The organism is Micromonospora sp. NPDC005324 (genome assembly GCF_040607155.1).
Classification (GTDB): domain Bacteria; phylum Actinomycetota; class Actinomycetes; order Mycobacteriales; family Micromonosporaceae; genus Micromonospora; species Micromonospora trifolii.
The window spans coordinates 44,989-64,336 of the sequence record NZ_JBEXGE010000023.1 but is presented as its reverse complement, the minus strand read 5'-3'; the positions used below and the strand labels follow the sequence as shown (position 1 = coordinate 64,336).

General features: G+C 71.7%; 21 protein-coding genes. 13 read left to right on the top strand and 8 right to left on the bottom strand.

Annotated elements, in window-relative coordinates:
• Positions 1-7: 7 nt before the first annotated feature.
• On the bottom strand, positions 8-343 hold the full coding sequence (locus ABZS40_RS23075; RefSeq protein WP_088951070.1) for an STAS domain-containing protein: 336 nt from the start codon (positions 341-343) through the stop codon (positions 8-10).
• A gap of 178 nt (positions 344-521) precedes the next feature.
• On the opposite strand from ABZS40_RS23075, the gene hemL reads away from it, so the two are divergent.
• The 6 genes from hemL (at position 522) to ccsB (ending at position 6,574) form a co-directional block, all read left to right on the top strand.
• Positions 522-1,862, top strand: a complete 1,341-nt coding sequence (hemL, locus tag ABZS40_RS23070; protein ID WP_354945413.1) for a glutamate-1-semialdehyde 2,1-aminomutase — start codon at positions 522-524, stop codon at positions 1,860-1,862.
• Positions 1,863-1,925: 63 nt separating this feature from the next.
• Entirely contained in the window at positions 1,926-2,573 is a 648-nt protein-coding gene (locus tag ABZS40_RS23065) for a histidine phosphatase family protein (RefSeq protein WP_354945412.1), read from the top strand.
• Positions 2,573-3,142: a TlpA disulfide reductase family protein gene (locus ABZS40_RS23060; protein ID WP_354945411.1), complete on the top strand. Its 570-nt coding sequence runs from the start codon at positions 2,573-2,575 to the stop codon at positions 3,140-3,142. Before ABZS40_RS23065 ends, ABZS40_RS23060 begins: the two co-directional genes overlap by 1 nt.
• Positions 3,142-3,960: a cytochrome c biogenesis protein CcdA gene (locus ABZS40_RS23055; RefSeq protein WP_354945410.1), complete on the top strand. Its 819-nt coding sequence runs from the start codon at positions 3,142-3,144 to the stop codon at positions 3,958-3,960. The genes ABZS40_RS23060 and ABZS40_RS23055 overlap by 1 nt, the downstream gene beginning before the upstream one ends.
• Positions 3,960-5,603: a cytochrome c biogenesis protein ResB gene (locus ABZS40_RS23050; protein ID WP_354945409.1), complete on the top strand. Its 1,644-nt coding sequence runs from the start codon at positions 3,960-3,962 to the stop codon at positions 5,601-5,603. The genes ABZS40_RS23055 and ABZS40_RS23050 overlap by 1 nt, the downstream gene beginning before the upstream one ends.
• Positions 5,603-6,574, top strand: a complete 972-nt coding sequence (gene ccsB, locus ABZS40_RS23045) for a c-type cytochrome biogenesis protein CcsB (protein ID WP_354945407.1) — start codon at positions 5,603-5,605, stop codon at positions 6,572-6,574. The genes ABZS40_RS23050 and ccsB overlap by 1 nt, the downstream gene beginning before the upstream one ends.
• A 54-nt stretch (positions 6,575-6,628) precedes the next feature.
• Here ccsB and ABZS40_RS23040 read toward each other — a convergent pair whose 3' ends face one another.
• Positions 6,629-6,829, bottom strand: a complete 201-nt coding sequence (locus tag ABZS40_RS23040) for a hypothetical protein (protein ID WP_354945406.1) — start codon at positions 6,827-6,829, stop codon at positions 6,629-6,631.
• 218 nt (positions 6,830-7,047) lie between these two features.
• Positions 7,048-7,524 (bottom strand): MarR family winged helix-turn-helix transcriptional regulator, encoded by a 477-nt coding sequence (locus ABZS40_RS23035; RefSeq protein ID WP_354945405.1) that lies wholly within the window; start codon positions 7,522-7,524, stop codon positions 7,048-7,050.
• Between the two features lie 84 nt (positions 7,525-7,608).
• Here ABZS40_RS23035 and ABZS40_RS23030 point away from each other — a divergent pair, with 84 nt between their 5' ends.
• Positions 7,609-8,163 carry a carboxymuconolactone decarboxylase family protein gene (locus tag ABZS40_RS23030; RefSeq protein ID WP_354945403.1) on the top strand — a complete coding sequence of 185 codons (555 nt, stop codon included), beginning with the start codon at positions 7,609-7,611 and terminating at the stop codon, positions 8,161-8,163.
• 24 nt (positions 8,164-8,187) lie between these two features.
• Here ABZS40_RS23030 and ABZS40_RS23025 read toward each other — a convergent pair whose 3' ends face one another.
• On the bottom strand, positions 8,188-9,168 hold the full coding sequence (locus tag ABZS40_RS23025) for an alpha/beta hydrolase (RefSeq protein ID WP_354945401.1): 981 nt from the start codon (positions 9,166-9,168) through the stop codon (positions 8,188-8,190).
• Between the two features lie 114 nt (positions 9,169-9,282).
• On the opposite strand from ABZS40_RS23025, the gene ABZS40_RS23020 reads away from it, so the two are divergent.
• A complete protein-coding gene (locus ABZS40_RS23020) occupies positions 9,283-10,743 on the top strand; it encodes a menaquinone biosynthesis decarboxylase (protein ID WP_354945399.1) in 1,461 nt (486 codons plus the stop codon).
• Positions 10,743-11,654 (top strand): menaquinone biosynthesis prenyltransferase MqnP, encoded by a 912-nt coding sequence (gene mqnP, locus ABZS40_RS23015; protein WP_354945398.1) that lies wholly within the window; start codon positions 10,743-10,745, stop codon positions 11,652-11,654. The genes ABZS40_RS23020 and mqnP overlap by 1 nt, the downstream gene beginning before the upstream one ends.
• 22 nt (positions 11,655-11,676) lie before the next feature.
• On the opposite strand, the gene ABZS40_RS23010 is transcribed toward mqnP, so the two are convergent.
• Positions 11,677-12,582 carry a terpene synthase family protein gene (locus tag ABZS40_RS23010; protein ID WP_354945396.1) on the bottom strand — a complete coding sequence of 302 codons (906 nt, stop codon included), beginning with the start codon at positions 12,580-12,582 and terminating at the stop codon, positions 11,677-11,679.
• Between the two features lie 232 nt (positions 12,583-12,814).
• Here ABZS40_RS23010 and ABZS40_RS23005 point away from each other — a divergent pair, with 232 nt between their 5' ends.
• Positions 12,815-13,444 (top strand): UbiX family flavin prenyltransferase, encoded by a 630-nt coding sequence (locus ABZS40_RS23005; protein WP_112680847.1) that lies wholly within the window; start codon positions 12,815-12,817, stop codon positions 13,442-13,444.
• 143 nt (positions 13,445-13,587) lie between these two features.
• On the opposite strand, the gene ABZS40_RS23000 is transcribed toward ABZS40_RS23005, so the two are convergent.
• Positions 13,588-13,854 carry a BldC family transcriptional regulator gene (locus ABZS40_RS23000; protein WP_007454516.1) on the bottom strand — a complete coding sequence of 89 codons (267 nt, stop codon included), beginning with the start codon at positions 13,852-13,854 and terminating at the stop codon, positions 13,588-13,590.
• Positions 13,855-14,124: 270 nt separating this feature from the next.
• Here ABZS40_RS23000 and ABZS40_RS22995 point away from each other — a divergent pair, with 270 nt between their 5' ends.
• Genes ABZS40_RS22995 through ABZS40_RS22985 form a run of 3 tightly spaced genes read left to right on the top strand, consistent with a single transcriptional unit; the run spans position 14,125 to position 16,588 of the window.
• Positions 14,125-14,583: an Lrp/AsnC family transcriptional regulator gene (locus tag ABZS40_RS22995; protein ID WP_091395696.1), complete on the top strand. Its 459-nt coding sequence runs from the start codon at positions 14,125-14,127 to the stop codon at positions 14,581-14,583.
• Positions 14,584-14,633: 50 nt separating this feature from the next.
• The gene (locus ABZS40_RS22990) at positions 14,634-15,464 is read left to right on the top strand and encodes an SDR family oxidoreductase (protein ID WP_354945394.1); all 831 of its coding nucleotides are present in this window, start codon (positions 14,634-14,636) and stop codon (positions 15,462-15,464) included.
• Between the two features lie 32 nt (positions 15,465-15,496).
• Positions 15,497-16,588 carry a PLP-dependent cysteine synthase family protein gene (locus ABZS40_RS22985; RefSeq protein WP_354945392.1) on the top strand — a complete coding sequence of 364 codons (1,092 nt, stop codon included), beginning with the start codon at positions 15,497-15,499 and terminating at the stop codon, positions 16,586-16,588.
• A gap of 55 nt (positions 16,589-16,643) precedes the next feature.
• Here the strand turns inward: ABZS40_RS22985 and ABZS40_RS22980 are convergent, their stop codons facing one another.
• Together ABZS40_RS22980 and ABZS40_RS22975 are read right to left on the bottom strand one after the other, a co-directional pair.
• Positions 16,644-17,273 carry a putative glycolipid-binding domain-containing protein gene (locus ABZS40_RS22980; protein ID WP_354945390.1) on the bottom strand — a complete coding sequence of 210 codons (630 nt, stop codon included), beginning with the start codon at positions 17,271-17,273 and terminating at the stop codon, positions 16,644-16,646.
• A gap of 93 nt (positions 17,274-17,366) precedes the next feature.
• Entirely contained in the window at positions 17,367-19,256 is a 1,890-nt protein-coding gene (locus ABZS40_RS22975; protein ID WP_354945473.1) for a DEAD/DEAH box helicase, read from the bottom strand.
• Positions 19,257-19,348 lie beyond the last annotated feature (92 nt).

Below are 19,348 nucleotides of genomic sequence, written 5' to 3'. Positions count from 1 at the left end.
CGGCGGCTCAGCCGGTGGGCTGGTCGTTGCGGATCATCAGGGCGCTGCGCAGGCCGGTGATGTCCAGAACGCGGATCAGGAAGTCGCCCACGTGCGTCAGCATCAGCAGGCTCTGCGCGTGGCTGGCCTTGCGGCTGAGCACGACCAGGGTGCCCAGGCCCTGCGAGTCGCAGAAGGTGACGCCGCCGAGGTCGAGCACGATCTTCGGGGGTGGGTCGGCCAGCACCTCGTTGACGACGGTGGAGAGCTGGGCCGCCGTGAGCATGTCGATCTCACCGGCCAGGCGCAGGACTGCTTCGTCGCCCGTTCGGTGTAGCGTGATGGACAGTTCGGCACGATCCACCCGGTCAGCCTAGCGCGATCCGACCGACCTGGCCTGTCGAGGCCGCGAGCCGTCCCCGTCCAGGCCGCGAGGCCCCCGTGTCGGTGCCGTTGAGCGGCGCAGGTCTCGGGTGAGCCGGGTAACCCCACAACGGGGTGGCTGCTGGTTGACGGTCCGGCGCTGTCACAATGGCGGCATCGTGACCGACATCTTTCCCGCCGGGTCCGGCCGCTATCCAGCCGACGCGCCGGCCTCCGAGACCCTGTTCGCCCGCGCCCGCGCCCTCGTGCCGGGCGGGGTGAACTCCCCTGTGCGCGCCTTCCAGGCGGTCGGCGGCACTCCGCGTTTCATGGTCCGTGGTGAGGGCCCGTGGCTGTACGACGCCGACGGTCGCCGCTACGTCGACCTGGTCTGCTCCTGGGGTCCGCTGATCCTCGGGCACGCCCACCCGGAGGTGGTGGAGGCCGTCCAGGCCGCAGCCGCCCGGGGCACCAGCTTCGGCACGCCCACCCCCGGTGAGGTGGAGTTGGCCGCCGAGATCGTCGCCCGGACCCCGGTCGAGCAGGTTCGCCTGGTCAACTCCGGCACCGAGGCGACAATGTCGGCGGTCCGGCTGGCCCGCGGCTTCACCGGCCGCTCGAAGATCGTCAAGTTCGCCGGCTGCTACCACGGCCACGTCGACGCGCTGCTCGCCGCCGCCGGCTCCGGCGTGGCCACCCTGGGCCTGCCCGACTCGCCCGGCGTGACCGGCGCGGCGGCCAGCGAGACGATAGTGCTTCCGTACAACGACATCCGGGCCGTCGAGGAGGCGTTCGCCGCCGAGGGTCAGCACATCGCCGCGGTGATCACCGAGGCCGCCGCCGGCAACATGGGCGTGGTGGCCCCCCGCGACGGCTTCAACCAGCAGCTCGCCCGGATCGCGCACGCACACGGCGCCCTGCTCGTTATGGACGAGGTGATGACCGGGTTCCGGGTCTCCCGCGCCGGGTGGCACGGCCTCGACGCCTCCGACGCCGACCTGTGGACGTACGGCAAGGTCATGGGTGGTGGCCTGCCCGCCGCGGCGTTTGGCGGGCGCGCGGACATCATGGCGCGACTCGCGCCGGCCGGCCCGGTCTACCAGGCCGGCACCCTCTCCGGTAACCCGCTCGCCTGCGCCGCCGGCCTGGCGACGCTGCGGCTCGCCGACGACGCGCTGTACCAGCGCCTCGACGAGACGGCCGCCGTCGTGGGCAAGCTGGCGTCCGACGCGTTGGCCGCCGCCGGGGTCCCGCACCGGCTGTCGTACGCGGGCAGCATGTTCTCGGTCTTCTTCACCGACGCCGACGTGGTCGACTACGACAGCGCGCGCACCCAGCAGGTGCCGGCGTTCAAGGCGTTCTTCCACGCGATGCTCGCCGCCGGCGTCTATCTGCCGCCGAGCGCGTTCGAGTCGTGGTTCGTGTCGGCGGCGCTGGACGACGCCGCTCTGGAACACATCGCCGACGCGCTGCCCACGGCGGCGAACGCGGCGGCAGCAGCGGTTGGTCACGGGGGTTAGCGTGAGCGCGAGGAGTGAGCCGATCTTGCGAGCCCCGCAGTCGCGAACAAAGGGGGCGCAGCCTTGAGCAAGACGGTGGTGCACGTGCTTCGGCACGGCGAGGTGTACAACCCCGACCAGATCCTCTACGGCCGGCTGCCCGGTTTCCGCCTCTCCGAGCTGGGCGTGCAGATGGCCAAGGCCGCCGCGCAGGGCCTGGCCGAGCGGGAGATCGTGCACGTGGTGGCCAGCCCGCTGGAGCGCGCCCAGCAGACCGCCGAGCCGATCGCCGCCCAGTTCGGGCTGCCGGTCGGGGTGGACGAGCGGCTGATCGAGAGCGCCAACTGGTTCGAGGGCAAGAAGGTCTCCCCGGGTGACGGGTCGTTCCGCGACCCGCGTAACTGGTGGGTGCTGCGCGACCCGGTGACCCCGTCCTGGGGCGAGGCGTACCGGGTGATCGCCGAGCGGATGTTCGCCGCCGTGCAGGCCGCCCGGGTCGCCGCCGAGGGGCGCGAGGCGGTGCTGGTGTCGCACCAGCTACCGATCTGGACGTTGCGCCGTTACGTGGAGCGCAAGCGGCTCTGGCACGATCCGCGCAAGCGGCAGTGCGGGCTGGCGAGCCTCACCTCGTTGCACTTCGACGGCGCGAAGGTGGTGGGCATCGGCTACAGCGAGCCGGCCGCGCACCTGATCGCTCTCTCCGCGACAGCCCGGACGGCCAAGGGGGCGTGATGAACGCCCGGAGGTGGACCGCCGGTCTGCTCGCCACCGTCGCCGCGGTGGCGCTGGTCGGCTGCACGTCGTCGAAGGCGCAGGAGAAGACCTGCACGACCACCACCGACGGGATCTTCGAGTGCGCACCGGACCAGCGCTCCGCACCCCCGAAGGTCGCCGGTGAGCTGCTGCTCGGCGGCAGCTACGACGTCAGCGAGGCGCGCGGTCAGGTCGTGGTGGTCAACTTCTGGGGTTCCTGGTGCGCGCCGTGCCGCGCCGAGGCGGACGACCTGGAAGCCGTCTACCAGGCCACCAAGGGTTCCGGGGTGAACTTCCTCGGCATCAACGTCCAGGATTCGCGGGACAAGGCCAAGGCGTTCGAGAAGGGCCGGGTCACCTATCCGAGCCTGTTCGACCCGTCCAGCAAGACGGCACTCGCCCTGGACATCCCGCCGAACAGCGTGCCGGCGACTGTGGTGCTCGACCGCGACGGCCGGATCGCGGCGGTGATCCGGGCCGCCGTCAAGCAGGAGGGCCTGCAACCGATCGTCGAACGGATCGCCGCCGAGAAGCGGGCGCCGAACTGATGGGCGACACCTTCCGGGAGTTGGCCCTCGGCGGGCCGCTGCTGCTCGCCATCGGCGCGGCGGCGCTCGCCGGCCTGGTCAGCTTCCTCTCCCCGTGCGTGCTTCCGCTCGTCCCCGGTTACCTGTCGTACGTGACCGGCCTGGCCGGCGCCGACCTGGAGGGCCGCCGGCCGGCGGCCGATCCCGCGCCGGCCAGCGGAGGTGTCGCGGTCAAGGAGCGGGTCGCGCGAGTCGGTGCGGTCAAGGGTCGGGTGCTCGCCGGGACGCTGCTCTTCATCGGCGGCTTCACAGTCGTCTTCGTGGCCACCGCGATCCTCTTCGCCAGCATCGGCCGGGTGTTCTTCGACTACAAGCGCGAGTTGCAGATCGGCGTCGGCGTGCTGGTCATCGTGGCGGGGTTGAGCTACCTCGGGATGATCCCGGCCCTGCAACGGGAGTTCCGGATCTCCCGGTTGCCGTCGGCCGGGCTGCTCGGCGCACCGGTCTTCGGGGCTGTCTTCGCGCTCAGTTGGGTGCCGTGCACCGGCCCCACGCTCGGCGCGGTCATGGGCATGGCCACCGCCAGCGGCCAGAGCGACCGCGCCGTGGTGCTCGCCGTGGCGTACTGCCTGGGGTTGGGGATACCGTTCATCGTCTTCGGGCTGGGCTTCGAACGCCTGCTCGGGGTCTTCCGCGCCGTCCGGCGCAACAGCCGCTGGGTCACCCGGGTCGGCGGCGCCCTGCTCATCCTGATCGGCCTGGCCCTGGTCACCGGCGGATGGCAGAGCTTCGTGATCTGGTTGCAGACCACCGTCGGGGTGGGCGAGGTGAGCATCTGATGACGGTCGTCGACGACCGACCGGAGACCGTGGCGCCCGCGCCACGCCGCCGGCCGAACCGGCTGCTGGCCCTGCTGCGCAACTCGTGGCGGCAGCTCACCAGCATGCGTACGGCGCTGATCCTGCTGTTCCTGCTCGCGATCGCCGCCATCCCCGGGTCGGTGCTGCCGCAGCGCGGGATCAGCCCGGAGAAGGTCAACGAATACTTCGTCGACCACCCGGACTGGGCCCCCCGACTGGACCGGATCGGCGCGTTCGAGGTCTTCGGGTCGGTCTGGTTCTCCGCGATCTACCTGCTGCTGTTCACCTCACTGATCGGCTGCATCACGCCCCGGCTCCGCGACCACGTCCGCACGCTGCGGTCCCGGCCGCCGGCCGCGCCGAAGCGGATGGCCCGGCTGCCGCAGCACACAGTGCTGCCCGCCCCGCCCGGTGGGGCGGCGGCGATCGCCGAGGCGCTGCGCAAGCGCCGCTGGCGTGTGGAGGTGCGCGGCGACGAGGTCTCCGCCGAGAAGGGCTACCTCAAGGAGACCGGCAACCTGCTGTTCCACACCTCGCTGATCGCTGTGCTGATCGGGGTGGCGCTGGGCTCCTGGTACGGCTGGAGCGGCAACCGGCTGCTGGTGGCCGGCGCGGACAACGCGTTCTGCAACACCCGCCAGCAGTACGCCGAGGCGAAGCTCGGCCCTCGCGTGAACAGCGCCGACCTGCCCCGCTTCTGCCTGCGGCTGGACGACTTCGAGGCCCGGTTCCTGGCGTCCGGCCAGCCGGAGTTCTTCAACGCCACGGTCACCGTCGACGGCCCGGACGAGCCGACCCGCAGCGCCGACTTCTCGGTGAACTCACCGCTGCGCCTGAACGACGCGAGCGTCTACCTGCTCGGCCACGGGTACGCACCGGTGATCCGCTACACCGACCGGTTCGGCAACAGCCAGATCAGCGACGAACCGTTCCTGACCACCGGCGACATGGGCCTGACCAGCGAGGGGCTGGCGGCCTTCCCAGACGCGAACGTCGACCCGGCGACCGGGCAGCGCGCACCGGATCAGCAGATGGCGTTCACCGGCATCTACCTGCCCACAGCGCCCGAGCAGGCGCCGTTCGTCCGCTCGCAGTACCCGACCGAGCGCAACCCGGCGCTGAACCTCGTCGCGTACCGGGGCAACCTCGGCCTGGACGCCGGCATCCCCGGCTCGGTCTACCAACTCGACCAGCGGCAGGTGCGGGCCGGCAAGGTCAAGGAGGTCGGCACCAAGCTGCTCCGCAAGGGCGAGACCTGGAAGCTCGACGACGGCACGACAGTCGAGTTCCTGGGCACCGAGCGGTACGTCACCCTCTCCATCCGGCACGACCCGGGCTCGACGATGCTGCTGGTCAGCTGCGGCGTGCTGCTGGTCGGGCTGATGGGTTCGCTGTTCGGGAAGCGCCGCCGGGTGTTCTTCCGGGTGGTGCCGGCCGACCCCGGGGAAGGATCTCCGACGAGCGGTAGTAGCTTGATGGAGGTCGGTGGGTTGCCGCGTACCGACTATCCAGGGTTCGCCGACGAGTTCACCCAGCTGGTCGCCGCCGTCAGCGGTGCCGAACGGGCTGGTGCTGGCGCTGACTCCGCTGATCGGGCCGGCGTGCGAGAAGGAGCCGAGTGATGTCCGCACTCTCCGACAATCTGGTGACCTTCGCGATCCTGGCGTACCTGGTCGCGATGATCGGCCACGCCGTCGAGTACGCGCTGGGCAACGTGCGTACCCGGGTCGCCACGGCGGCTCCGGCGCGCGAGTTGGTCGGCGCCGGCGGCGGTGTCGTCCCGACGCCGCCCGCGCCGGTCCCGTCGCCGCCCACGGTCGACCGTTCCGCCGGGCGGGCCCGACTCGCGGGCCTGATCGGGGTGTGGGCCACAGCGGTCGCCGCCGGGCTGCACCTGGCGGCGCTGGTGACCCGTGGGCTCGCCGCGGACCGGATGCCCTGGGGCAACATGTACGAGTTCGTGCTCACCGTGACGTTCATCGGGGTGGCCGCCTGGCTGGTGGTGCTCTGGAAGCGGCCGTCGCTGCGCAAGCTCGGGCTCTTCCTCACCCTGGTGATGGTGCTGCTGGTCGCCACCGCCGAGCTGGTGCTGTACGTGCCGATCGTGCCGCTGGTGCCGGCGCTGAACTCGTACTGGTTCGTCATCCACGTCTCGACGATCGTCTTCGCGTCCGGCATCTTCCTGCTCGGCGTGGTGCCGGCGGTCGGCTTCCTGATGCGCAACGGGTACGAGCAGGGCAAGCGGAGTTTCCCGTACACCCTGGCGAAGCGGCTGCCCGGCGCGGTCGGCCTGGAGCGGCTGACCTTCGCGCTGCACGCCTTCGCGTTCCCGATCTTCACCTTCGCGGTGATCGCCGGTGCCATCTGGGCCGAGGCGGCCTGGGGTCGGCCGTGGGGCTGGGACCCGAAGGAGACCTGGGCGTTCATCTCCTGGGTGGTGTACGCCGGCTACCTGCACGCCCGCGCGACGCCCAGCGTCAAGCGCAACGTGGCCACCTGGATCGCGGTTCTCGGCTTCCTCACCATGCTGATGAACCTGTTCGGCGTGAACATCTTCTTCACCGGCCTGCACTCGTACGGCGGGTTGGACTGACCCTGGCAACGCGGTGCGGGCCGGTCACGGATTTGTCAGTGACCGGCCCCGCGTCTACCGCGTGGGTTGCCAGGCCCGCAACGTGCGCTCGACCTGCCGGGTGACCTGGTAGGACACCTCCGGTAGATCAGCCAGCTCGATCCGCTCGCCGCGCAACGCCAGTTGGGCGTGCAGCTCCCGAGCGACGGTGTCGCGAAGCTCGACCAGCAGGGGCGACAACCCGTCCGGGTCGCCGACGACGTACGCGTCCGACATGAATTCACTCTGCTTCCGCGTCCCGCCGTGCGGCCAGGCACTGTGAGATGTGTCTGCCGGGCTTGACCGGTCCTGGGCGCCAATGTGGCGGTGCCCCGCGCCCGGTCGGCCGTTGATCCACTCGGCTTTCAGGAAGTGGGGGTGTCCTGCGCCCTGCAACGCCGCGACTTCCTGAAACCCGAGTGAATCTTGTGGTGGCGGCAGACGATCCCTCGCGATCAGCCGCCGAACCAGCCGGGCACGTCGAGCCGGAACCAGTTGGCCGAGGCCATCGTGCGCAGGTCGTCCTCCAGGGCGGTGACTCGCTCCGGGCCCAGGGTGTCGAGCCACTGTGCGCGCAACCGGTCGAAGATCTCGGCCGAGCGGCGTAGCCCGTCGGCGCCGCGCGCTGTCACCCGGACCAGCCGACGTCGGGCGTCCGAGGGGTCGTCGACCCGTTCCAGGTAGCCGACGGCGACCAACCGGTCGACGGTCTTGCCCGCGGCCTGCTTGGAGATTCCCAGCCGTTGACCCAGCTCGGTGGCGGTGGTGCCGTCCGCGCCGACGGCCTGGAGCACGAACCCGTGCAGCGGCCGCAGCTCCGGATGCCCCTCCCGGGCCAGTTCGGCGTGCAGGTCGTCGATCAGCGTCCGGAAGCCGGCCAGCAGCAGCAGCGGTAGCTGGAAGCCGGGCCGGGCGGGATCATCGGTTGCCACGTTCGACAACCACGTTTACTATTTCGTCAACCACGTTGATTATCGTAACGTCCCCCGATCCAGGCTGTGGAAAGCAGGTAACCCATGCCCGTCTTCACCACCCACACCGCCGAGACCGCGCCCGCCGCCGCCCAGCGAGCCATCGAGGGCGTACGCGGCCGGTTCGGCTGGTTGCCCGCCCCGGTGGCGCTGATGGCCGAATCACCGCAGTTGCTCGCCGGCTTCCTCACCGCCAACGCGGGCTTCGAGCAGACCGATCTCACGCCGCTGGAGCGGGAGGTGGTCGTCCTCGCCGTCGCCACCACCAACGAGTGCCACGTCTGCGTCGCCCTGCACACCGGCACGCTCACCCGACTCGGAGCGAACGCCGAGCTGATCACCGCGCTGCGTGCCAGCTCGGCGCTGCCCGAGCCGCGCCTGGAGGCGCTGCGCCGGTTCACACTGGCCGTGCTCGACCACCGGGGCGCAGTGCCGGACGACGAGTTGCACGACTTCCTGGCCGCCGGCTACCAGCCCCGGCATGCGCTGGACGTGGTGCTCGGCGTCGGCGCGTACACCATCTCCACCTTCGCCAACCGGCTCACCCGGGCGCCGCTCGACCCAGCCCTGGCCGCCCACGCCTGGACGCCCGGGGCCTGACCGGAGACGCCTGCGGGCCGTGGCTCAGGTCGCCCCGAGGAAGTCCCGCAGCAGGGCGAGCATCTCGTCCGAGCGCTCCTCGTACAGCCAGTGCCCGCAGTCCTCGATCACCTCGCCGCGCACCGTGTCGGCGTAGCGGCGAACCTGCTCGGCGACCTGCCCACCGAGGCTGGCCGCCGCCCCGACGGCCAGCACCGGCATGGGCAGCTTCGTGCCCCGGTACGCCGCGTTGTCGGCGACGTCCTGCTCGAACGCCCGGAAATAGGCGAAGCTGGCCCGCAGATGCGCCGGGTCGCGCAGATGGCTGGCGAACTCCTCGATGTCGGGCGCGGCGATGCTGCCCTTGCGCACCATCAGCGCGTCGGTGAACTTGTCCACCCAGAGCGACTCCCGCCCGTCGACCAATGCCTCCGGGAGCCCGTTGCCGAGGGAGAAGTAGCCGAAGTTCCACACGCCGGGCCCGGCCGAGGTGAGCGCGGGGAACGTGTAGATGCTCTCGTCGGGGATCGGCGCCTCGGTGAGCACCAGCCGACTCACCCGCTGCGGATGGGCGGCGGCGTACGCGTACGCCACCATGGTCCCCAGGTCGTGCCCGACCAGCCGGAGGTCACCGTCCAGGCCGAGCTGGTCGAGTAGTCCGTGCAGGTCGGCGGCGACAGTCTTCTTGTCGTACCCGCCGTCCGGGGCGTCGCTGCCCCCGAAGCCGCGCAGGTCGGGGGCGACCACCTCGAAAGAGCGCCCCAACTCGGGCAGCAGGTGCCGCCACATGTACCAGCACTGCGGATACCCGTGCAGCAACACCAGTGGCGGGCCGGCACCCCCACGGACGTAGTTCATGGTGATCTGGCCGACCCGCGCCCGTTGCTCAGTGAACCCCGCCGGAACCCGCTCCCCGCCCACAACCGCCTCCGTCCGCCCGTCCGCCCGTGCCCGCTGCCGTCCGCCCGCCACCTGCCCGGCTACCCGCTCAACCGCCCGCCATGCCCGCGAGGTTCGGTGATCCACTCGCCTTCCTTGAAGTCGCGGTGTCCGGAGGCCTGGGACACCGCGGTTTCCTGAAACGCGCGTCACAGCACCCGGCTTGGGCCGTGCGGGAGCCGGTGCGGGAGACTGGGCGACATGGCGGCTCGTGGCTTCCCGTACACCGATCTCAAGGACTTCATCGCGGCGCTGGAGCGCGCGGGGGAGTTGCGCCGGATCGACGTCCCGGTCGATCCGACCCTGGAGATCAGCGAGGTGGTCACCCGCACGGTGCGGGCCGGCGGCCCGGCGCTGCTCTTCGAGCGTCCGACCCGGGGCGAGATGCCGGTGGCGATCAACCTGTTCGGCACCGAGAAGCGGATGGCGATGGCCCTCGGCGTCGACTCACTGGACGAGGTCGGCGCCCGGATCGGCGCGCTGATCAAGCCGGAGCTGCCGGTCGGCTGGTCGGGCATCCGCGAGGGCCTCGGCAAGGTCATGCAGCTCAAGTCGGTGCCGCCGCGCAAGGTGAAGACCGCCCCCTGCCAGGAGGTCGTCTACCGGGGTGAGGACGTCGACCTCAACCGGCTGCCGGGGTTGCAGGTCTGGCCCGACGACGGCGGGATCTTCCACAACTACGGGCTGACCCACACCAAGCACCCGGAGACCGGCAAGCGCAACCTCGGCCTGTACCGACTCCAGCAGCACGGCCGCAACACCCTGGGCATGCACTGGCAGATCCACAAGGACTCGACGGCGCACCACGCGGTCGCCGAGCGGCTCGGGCAGCGCCTGCCGGTCGCCGTCGCGATCGGCTGCGACCCGGTCGTCTCGTACGCGGCCAGCGCGCCGCTGCCCAGCGACATCGACGAGTACCTGTTCGCCGGGTTCCTCCGCGGCGAGCGGGTGGAGATGGTCGACTGCCTCACAGTGCCGTTGCAGGTGCCGGCGCACGCGCAGATCGTGCTCGAGGGCTACCTGGAGCCGGGTGAGCGGCTGCCCGAGGGGCCGTTCGGCGACCACACCGGCTTCTACACGCCGGTCGAGCCGTTCCCCGTGCTGCACATCGAGGCGATGACCATGCAGCGCAAGCCGGTCTACCACTCGATCGTCACCTCGAAGCCGCCGCAGGAGGACCACGGCCTCGGCAAGGCCACCGAGCGGATCTTCCAGCCGTTGCTCAAGCTGATGATCCCGGACATCGTCGACTACGACCTGCCGGCCGCCGGCGTCTTCCACAACTGCGCGATCGTCTCGATCCGCAAGCGCTACCCGAAGCACGCGCAGAAGGTGATGAACGCGATCTGGGGCGCGCACCTGATGTCGCTGACCAAGCTGATCGTGATCGTCGACGAGGACTGCGACGTGCACGACTACAACGAGGTCGCCTTCCGGGCCTTCGGCAACGTCGACTACGCCCGTGACCTGCTGCTCACCGAGGGCCCTGTGGACCACCTCGACCACTCGTCGTACCAGCAGTTCTGGGGCGGTAAGGCCGGCGTCGACGCGACCCGCAAGCTGCCCACCGAGGGCTACACCCGTGGTTGGCCGGAGGAAATGACCATGAGCCCGGAGGTCACCGCCCTGGTCGACAAGCGCTGGAAGGAGTACGGCATCTGATGGCCGTCATCGACGCACCGATGGTGAAGCCGGGCCGGACCAAGTCCTTCCTGAAGCTCGTCGCCGTCGAGCACTCCGTCTTCGCGCTGCCGTTCGCGTTCCTCTCGGCGCTGGCCGCGATGCAGAGTTCCGGCGGGCGCGTACGGTGGCTCGACCTGCTGCTGATCACCGCGGCGATGGTCGGGGCGCGGACGTTCGCGATGGCCGCCAACCGGATCCTCGACCGCAAGATCGACGCGCGGAACCCGCGTACCGCCGGTCGGGAACTGGTCACCGGAGCGGTGAGCGTGCGGACGGCCTGGACCGGCGCGGCCGTCGCACTCGTGGTCTTCCTCGTCGCCGCAGCCCTGCTCAACCCGCTCTGCCTGCTGCTCGCGCCGCTCGCCGTGGTGCCGCTGGTCGTCTACCCCTACGCCAAGCGGTTCACCAACTGGCCGCACGCCATCCTCGGGATCGCCCAGGCGGTCGGCCCGGTCGGCGCCTGGCTGGCGGTCACCGGCACCCTGGACGGCTCCGGGCCGGCCTGGCTGCTCGGCGCGGCCGTGGGGCTGTGGATCGGCGGCTTCGACCTGATCTACGCCTGCCAGGACTCCGAGATCGACCGGGAGATCGGCGTGCACAGCGTGCCGGCCCGGTACGGTCGGCGCTTCGCGCTGCACGCCTCCACCGTCGCGCACGTGGTGACCTTCGCGCTGTTCATCTGGTTCGGCGCGTTGATCGGTCTCGGCTGGCTCTGGTGGATCGGGCTGGCGTTGACCGCCGTGGCGTTCGGCTACCAGCACCTGGTGGTCACCCCGACCGACCTCAGCAAGGTCAACCGGGCGTTCTTCACCGCCAACGGGTTCGTCGGCATCGCGCTGTTCCTCTTCGCCCTGCTCGACCTGGTGATCCGGCTCGGCCTACGGCCGTGAGGCTGGGCGGGTCCGGCTCGGCCTACGGCCCTGAGGCAGGCGGGGTGGCGCTGACGGGGTAGCGGGCGCTCTCGAAGGTCCAGTCGATGGTCCCGCGCACGGCGTGCGCGATGCCGTCGAGATGGTCGGCGACCGCCTCGTCCAGGGCCGGGCCGAACGACGGCACCGCGGCTCGCAACGCGACGAAGCGCCGCATCGTCTCCCTCCAGTGCTCGGCCGCCCGTTCGACCGCCTCCGCCTCCGGCACGCCCAGCTCTGCCTCGATGGCGAGGACCAGGTTGTGCCCGCCGGCGGTCACCCGGTCTCCGTCCAGCGAGGCCATGTCGTTGTACCAGGAGAGCAGGTCGTTGCCGGTGCGGGCGATCTGACGCAGCAGCGGGTGGTGGTAGACCGGGTCGGGCAACGGCCGGCCGCTGACGAACTCCACCAGCGGGTACGACACCTCCGCCGCCGAGGTCGACCGACGTAGCGCGACGTACTCGTCCACGCCGGGACGGTGGCCGGCCTCCTTGTTGACGGCCTCCTGCCAGGTGCCGTCGAGGTGTCGGGCCACGGCGTCGGCGAAACGCTGCCGCCACCGGGCCGGCATCCGGCGGCGCGGCTCCCGCCACGCCAGCACCAGCAGTCGCCGCAGCGGGCCGGACAGCCCGGTCTGCCGCAGCCGGGTGCCGTCGTGCAGCAGCGCCAGTGTGCCGTTGCGCAGCGCCCGGATCTGCTCCGGCGTCAACCGGTGCGGCCCGTCGCAGGCGTCATCGACCAGGAAGAACCAGGTGAACAGCGCGGCCAGCACCCGCAGGTCGGCTTCGGTCGCCGCCGGGTAGAGCCGCCCGGCGTACCGGGCGAAGGCGCCCCGGGACAGCCGGTGCAGCGCGGCGTCGTCCAGTGAGTGGCCGAGCTCGGGCAGCAGACCGAGCAGCCAGGCCTGCACACGATCAGTGTGGGGTGGTGGAAGCCGGGGTGGGATCGGACATTCGGCACGCAGCGTCCGGAGGATCTCGCCGGTCGTCACCGATGCCTCCTCTTCGAGATGGTTCCGGTGCGAATCGCCAGCGGCAGCATGTCAGGTCGGCGGGATGCGCAGGTACCCGTCGGACATGTCGGACCGGACCAACCCGGGGGTGCCCACCAGCGGACCAGCCGGACCAGGCAGGCTGGGGGGCATGCGGGAACCATGGGTGGTCGGGGTCTCCGGTGCCTCCGGCACGCCGTACGCGGCGGCCGTCGTCGGCGGCCTGCTCGACGCGGGCGAGCCGGTGGACCTGATCGTGTCCCGGGCGGCACGACTCACAGTGCTCGACGAGACCGGCCGACCCTTTCGGGACGGGCACTGGGCCGAGGATCTCGCCGCCTGGCTCGACCGGGACCTGACCACTGCGGACGTGCGGCACTGGCCGGCCGGTGACCTGGCCGCCGGGCCGAGCAGCGGCTCCTACCGGGTACGCGGGATGGCAGTGGTCCCGGCCAGCACGGCCGCCTGCGCGGGCATCGCGATCGGGCTCTCCAAGGATCTCCTGCAGCGCGCCGCCGAGGTCAACCTCAAGGAACGTCGTCCCGTGGTGCTGGTCCCCCGGGAGACACCGGTGACCCGCAGCCACCTGGAGCACCTCATCGCCCTGCACGACGCGGGCGCTGTGGTGCTGCCGGCCAGCCCCGGCTTCTACGGCGCCGGGGCGGCGGCCAGCGCGCAGCAGCTGGTCGACTTCGTGGCCGGCAAGGTGCTGGACGCGCTCGGCGTCCCGCACACCCTGTTCCGGCGGTGGTCCGGCCAGCTCGGCGCAGCCCGAAGCTGAGCCGTCCCGTTCATGCTGAGCCGTCCGCTCGCGCTGGGCACGGTTGTGCTGCTCAGCACGAGCGGTGCTGCCGCCCGGTGGTCGGCCGAAGCGGGACGCGGACCGGACTGGTGTCCGGTCCGCGTGGCGTTGTCCGCACCAGTTCAGTACATGCCGGCGTTGGCCGGACCCGGCCCCGTGGATGCCGCCGGCCCCACATTGCGTGGCTTACCGACCTCATCCACCTCGTCCAGCATGCCCTCCCCCTCAAGCAGGGCCCGCACCTCGGATTCCCGAAACCGGCGATGCCCGCCTGGAGTCCGGATGCTTCCTATCCGGCCGGCCGCCGCCCATCTCGTCACAGTTTTCGGGTCTACCCGAAACAGCGCGGCGACCTCACCCGGTGTCAGCAGGCGATCTCCAGTGTCCACAGCCCCCTCCTCGCGTCGACGAAGCCCCCGGCTGAACACACTGCCCCCGGCTGGTGCGTAGCCCAGAGCCGTCATGAGGGACGTATGGCAATTACAGCACCAGGGACATGGCCTGTCCGCCCAAACGCGAAAAATGCACTGAGTGGGGAGTTAGTAATGTTACTGGTGCTACCTCTGCCCTGACCGGCGGTTTATGAACAGTGACTCACCGCTCAGTCCAACGGGTGCCGAAGGCCGCACGTTACGTGTCAGCGGTTAGGGTCACTCTCTGTGGATGCCATCGACCTGAGCCTCGTCGACCTACTGCGCGGCAACGCCCGCCTCTCGTACGCCGAGTTGGCCCGACAGGTGGGCCTCTCGGCCCCGGCCGTGCACGAGCGGGTCGGCAAGCTGGAGAGCAGTGGCGTGGTCCGGGGCTACCGTGCGGACGTGGCCCCGGAGTCGATCGGGCTGGGTGTCACAGCGCTGATCGGCATCGTCGAGGACTCCGGTGCCGACTCCGACGACATGCTCGAGTCGCTGCGGGTGCTGCCCGAGATCGAATCCTGCTACTTCATGGCCGGCGTGGAGTCGTTCCTGCTCAAGGCGCGGGTCGGCACGATCGCCGAGCTGGAGCAGTTGATCGTGCGGTTGAACCGGACGCCGGGGGTGGCCTCCACCCGTACCGCCATCGCGCTCTCCACCAAGTGGGAGAACCGCCCCCAGCCGGTCGGCCCGCCCGCGGCCTGACCGCCGCGTACCCCTGGTGTCGCCCCGGCGGCCGGCGGTAGCGTGCGCCGATGACCCCGCCGGCGCGTCCCGTGGCCGTGGTGACCGGTGCTGCCGGCGGCCTGGGCCAGGCCATCGCCACCGCGCTGCACGCCGACGGTTGGTCGGTGCTGCTCACCGACCTCGACCCGGCGGCGGCGCAGAGCGCCGCGGCGCCCCTCGGCGGTTGGTCGGCCGCCCTGGACGTCCGGGACGAGGACGCCTGCGCCGCCATCGCCGCGAACGCGGCAGGCCGGGGCGACCTCGCCCTCTGGGTCAACAACGCCGGCATCCTGGTCACCGGGGCGTCGTGGGAGCACGACGCCGCGACCCGCCGCCGGCTGCTCGACGTGAACACCCACGGCGCCATGAACGGCACCCTCGCCGCGCTGTCCTTGATGCGCGAGCAGGGCCACGGCCACGTGCTCAACGTCGTCTCGCTGGCCGGGCTGGTCGCCGCGCCCGGCGAGACGGTGTACGCGGCCAGCAAGCACGCCCTGCTGGCGTTCAGCCTCGGCACCCTGTCCGACCTGCGGATGGCCGGGTACCGGCAGGTGCACGTCTCCTGCCTCTGCCCGGACGGCATCTGGACCCCGATGCTGCACGACCGGCTGGACGACCCGGGGGCGGTGGCCTCGTTCACCGGATCGATGCTGACCGCGCAGCAGGTGGCGGCCCGGGCGGTTCGGCTGGCCCGCCGGCCACGTCCGGTGGTCAGCCTGCCCCGCTGGCGGGGAGCGCAGGTGCGCCTGTTGGACGCACTGCCCAGGTTGGCCGTCGCACTGACCCCGCTCGTCCGGGCCGCCGGCCGCGCCGGTCAGCGACGCCAACTCCGCAGGTCAACGCCGCCGGACCGGCGCTGACCTCAGCTGGCCCGCTTGCTAGGTTTCCGAGCGTGACTCATCTCGACAGGTGCGACGAATCCAGCCGAACCTGGGTGACCGAGGCGATCGCCGCCGTCGAGGCAGACGCGAACCGGTCCGCCGACACCCACCTGCTGCCGTTCCCGCTGCCCCGGGAATGGGGGATCGACCTCTACCTCAAGGACGAGTCGTCACACCCCACCGGCTCGCTGAAGCACCGGCTGGCCCGCTCGTTGTTCCTCTACGGGCTCTGCAACGGCTGGATCGGGCCGCGCACCACGATCGTCGAGGCGTCGTCGGGTTCCACGGCGGTCTCCGAGGCGTACTTCGCCCGGATGCTGGGCCTGCCGTTCATCGCGGTGATGCCCGCCTCCACCTCGCCGGAGAAGATCACGCAGATCGAGTTCCAGGGCGGCCGGTGCCACCTGGTGGACGACCCGGCGAGCGTGGTGGTCGAGGCGCGGTGGCTCGCCGAGGACTCCGGCGGGCACTTCATGGACCAGTTCACCTACGCCGAGCGGGCGACCGACTGGCGGGGCAACAACAACATCGCTGAGTCGATCTACGCGCAGTTGGAGCTGGAGCGACACCCGATCCCCGCCTGGGTGGTGGTGGGCGCCGGCACCGGGGGCACCAGCGCGACCATCGGCCGCTACGCCCGGTACCGCCGGCTCGCCACCAAGCTCTGCGTGGTCGACCCGGAGAACTCGGCGTTCTACCCGGCCTGGCTGGCCGCCGACTGGTCGGTACGGACCGGGAAGGGCTCCCGCATCGAGGGGATCGGCCGGCCCACAGTGGAGGCGTCGTTCCTGCCCTCGGTGGTGGACCGGATGGTCCAGGTGCCGGACGCGGCGTCCCTGGCCGCCATGCGCGCCGGGTCGGCGCTGCTCGGCCGCCGGGTGGGCGGGTCCACCGGCACGAACCTGTGGGGCGCGTTCGGCCTGATCGCCGCGATGCTCGCCGAGCGCCGGACGGGCTCGGTGGTCACCCTGATCTGCGACCCGGGCGACCGGTACGCCGACACGTACTATGCCGACGACTGGGTGGCCGCCCAGGGCCTCGACCTGGCCCCGCACCTGGCCACCATCGACCGCTTCCTGGCCAGCGGAGCCTGGCCCGCCTGAACCGCCCGGCGGGGTCTGGCTCGCCTGCCCCGGGGCCTCGCCGCCCGGGGCCGGATCAGCGCGGGTCGATCCGTTCGGCCAGCCCGGGGTAGCGCACCACGTAGCCGCTGTCGTCCAGATCGATGTCGGCCGTGAAGGTGCCGCTGGCGAAGCGCACCCGACCCGGCCCGAGCCCGGTGTAGATCTGCTCGGCCGGCACCACCTCCAGGCCGGGCAGCAGCACCCAGGCAACTGTGATCCGGTGTGCCATATCGGCCGGCTCGGCCGCCATCCGAAGCCGGTGGACCGGCAGGGTGTTGAACAGCGGCGAACCGCTCAGGTCGACGTCGAGCGCGTCGGCCAGCCGGTCCGGGTCGTCCGTGCCCGGCAGACCGGCCCGGCGATGACCGGCCGCGACCAGGGCCGCGTCCAGGTCGCCCTGCTCGGCGGTGGTCACCCGCCAACGGCCCGCGGCCCGCTCCAGCTTCACTCGGCGCAGCCAGCCGAGACCCTCGGCCTCGACCTCGACCCGGGTGGTGGCCCAGTCCGGCGTGGTGGTCAGCTGGTAGCGGGCGGTCCATGGGATCGGGTCCACGGCGAGCAGAGTGCCTCGGGCCGCCAACCCGTGGCCGTCGTCGAGCAGGACCTGCTCGCTGCCGGCGGTGTCCGTCCGGGACCAGAAGATTGACTTCGGCATGGTCGGCATGAGCCGGACGTTACGCGACCGGACCGACATCGGCAGGGCATGCGCGAACGCCGCCGCGAAGCCTGGGCTTCACGACGGCGTTCGGTGGATCAATCAGTGGGTACGCGCCGCCGGTCGCCCGCCGAAACCACGCCGATCGTCACGCGGGCGGTCCTCGCGGGGCCGGTCGTCACGGGGCCGGTCGTCACGGGGCCGGTCGTCACGGACCCGGCTCTCCGGGCGGAAACCACCCCGAGTGTCCCGGTCGCCGAAGCGGCGCTCACCCTGCGGACGGTCACCGAAGCGCCGCTCGCCGGTCGGTCGGTCGCCCCGACCGTCCCGGTCACCGAACTGCGGCCGGTCGCCGAACCGACGCTCGCCCTGCGGCCGGTCGCCGTACCCCCGGGTGTCCCGATCGGCGTAACGCCGCTCGCCCGTCGGCCGGTCGCCGTACCCCCGGTCGCCCTGCGGCCGGTCGCTGTGCTGCCGGTCGCCGAAGCGACGCTCACCCTGCGGGCGGTCACCGTAGCTCCGGTCGCCCTGCGGGCGGTCGCCGTAGCTACGGTCGCCGGTGGGCCGGTCGCCGAAGCGGCGCTCACCCTGGGGGCGGTCGCCGTAGCCCCGGTCACCCTGCGGGCGATCGCCGTAGCGGCGCTCGCCGGTGGGCCGGTCGCCGTAGCGCCGGTCGCCCTGCGGACGGTCGCCGTAGCGGCGCTCGCCGCCCGTGCGGTCGCCGAACCGACGCGGGCCGCCGGAGCGGTCGCCGTAGCCCCGGGGCTCGGCCTCGACGCGGACCGGGACGCCACTGGGCTCGCGGGCGCCGACCAGCTCGGCCAACGCCGCGTCCCCGACCCGGACCCGGGTCTCGGCCGGCGCGACGCCGGCCTTCTCCATCATCGCCAGGGTGGTACGGCGCTGCTTGGGCAGCACCAGCGTGGCGACAGCGCCCGACTCGCCGGCCCGAGCGGTACGCCCCGCGCGGTGCAGGTAGTCCTTGGGGTCCTTCGGCGGGTCGACGTGCAGCACCAGGGTGACCCCGTCGACGTGGATGCCCCGGGCCGCCACGTCCGTGGCGACCAGCACGTTCATCCGGCCCTCACGGAACTCGGCGAGCGTCTTGGTGCGCATCCGCTGGGTCTTGCCGCCGTGCAGCCCACCGGCGCGTACGCCGACGGCCGCGAGCTGCTCGACCAGCCGGTCCACTCCGAGCTGGGTGCGGGCGAAGACCATGGTCCGGCCATCCCGGGCGGCGATCGAGGCCGCCACCGGGAACTTCTCGTGCGGCGGGATCAACAGCATGTGGTGGTCCATGGTGGACACCGAGGCGGTGGACGGCGCCGTGGAGTGGGTGACCGGGTCGTTCATGAACCGCTTGACCAACGCGTCGACGTCACCGTCCAGGGTGGCCGAGAAGAGCAGCCGCTGACCGCCTGCGGGCGTCTTCGCCAGCAGGTCGGTCACCTCGGGCAGGAAGCCCATGTCGGCCATCTGGTCGGCCTCGTCGAGCACCGTGACCTCGACGTCGTCGAGCTGGCAGATGCCCCGCTCGATGAGGTCGCCGAGCCGGCCCGGGGTAGCCACGATGATCTCCACGCCGCGGCGCAGCGCGTCGATCTGACGGTCGTACGGAACACCGCCGACGGCGGTCTTGAGGAAGATGCCGACGGACTTGCCCAGCGGCATCAGGGCGTCGTTGACCTGCATGGCCAGCTCTCGGGTGGGCACCAGAACCAGGGCGCGCGGACGCATCGGCCGGGCCCGGTTGCGGTTGGCCAGCCGGGCGATCATCGGCAGCCCGAAGGCGAGCGTCTTGCCCGAACCGGTCTGCCCGCGGCCCAGCACGTCGCGGCCGGCGAGCGCGTCCGGAACGGTGGCCCGCTGGATCTCGAACGGGCTGGTGATGCCCTGCTGCGCCAGCGCGCGGACCAGCGGCTCGGGCAGGCCGAGAGCGGCGAAGCTGATCGGTTCGGCGGTCTCGGTCGGCTCGGCCTGCGCGGTCGCCACCGGCGCGGTGCCGGCCTCGCTCAGGGGGACGTCGAGCTGCTCCCGGGCGGCGTCGGTCGCCGGGACTGAGTTGAAAACGGACGTAACGGTGC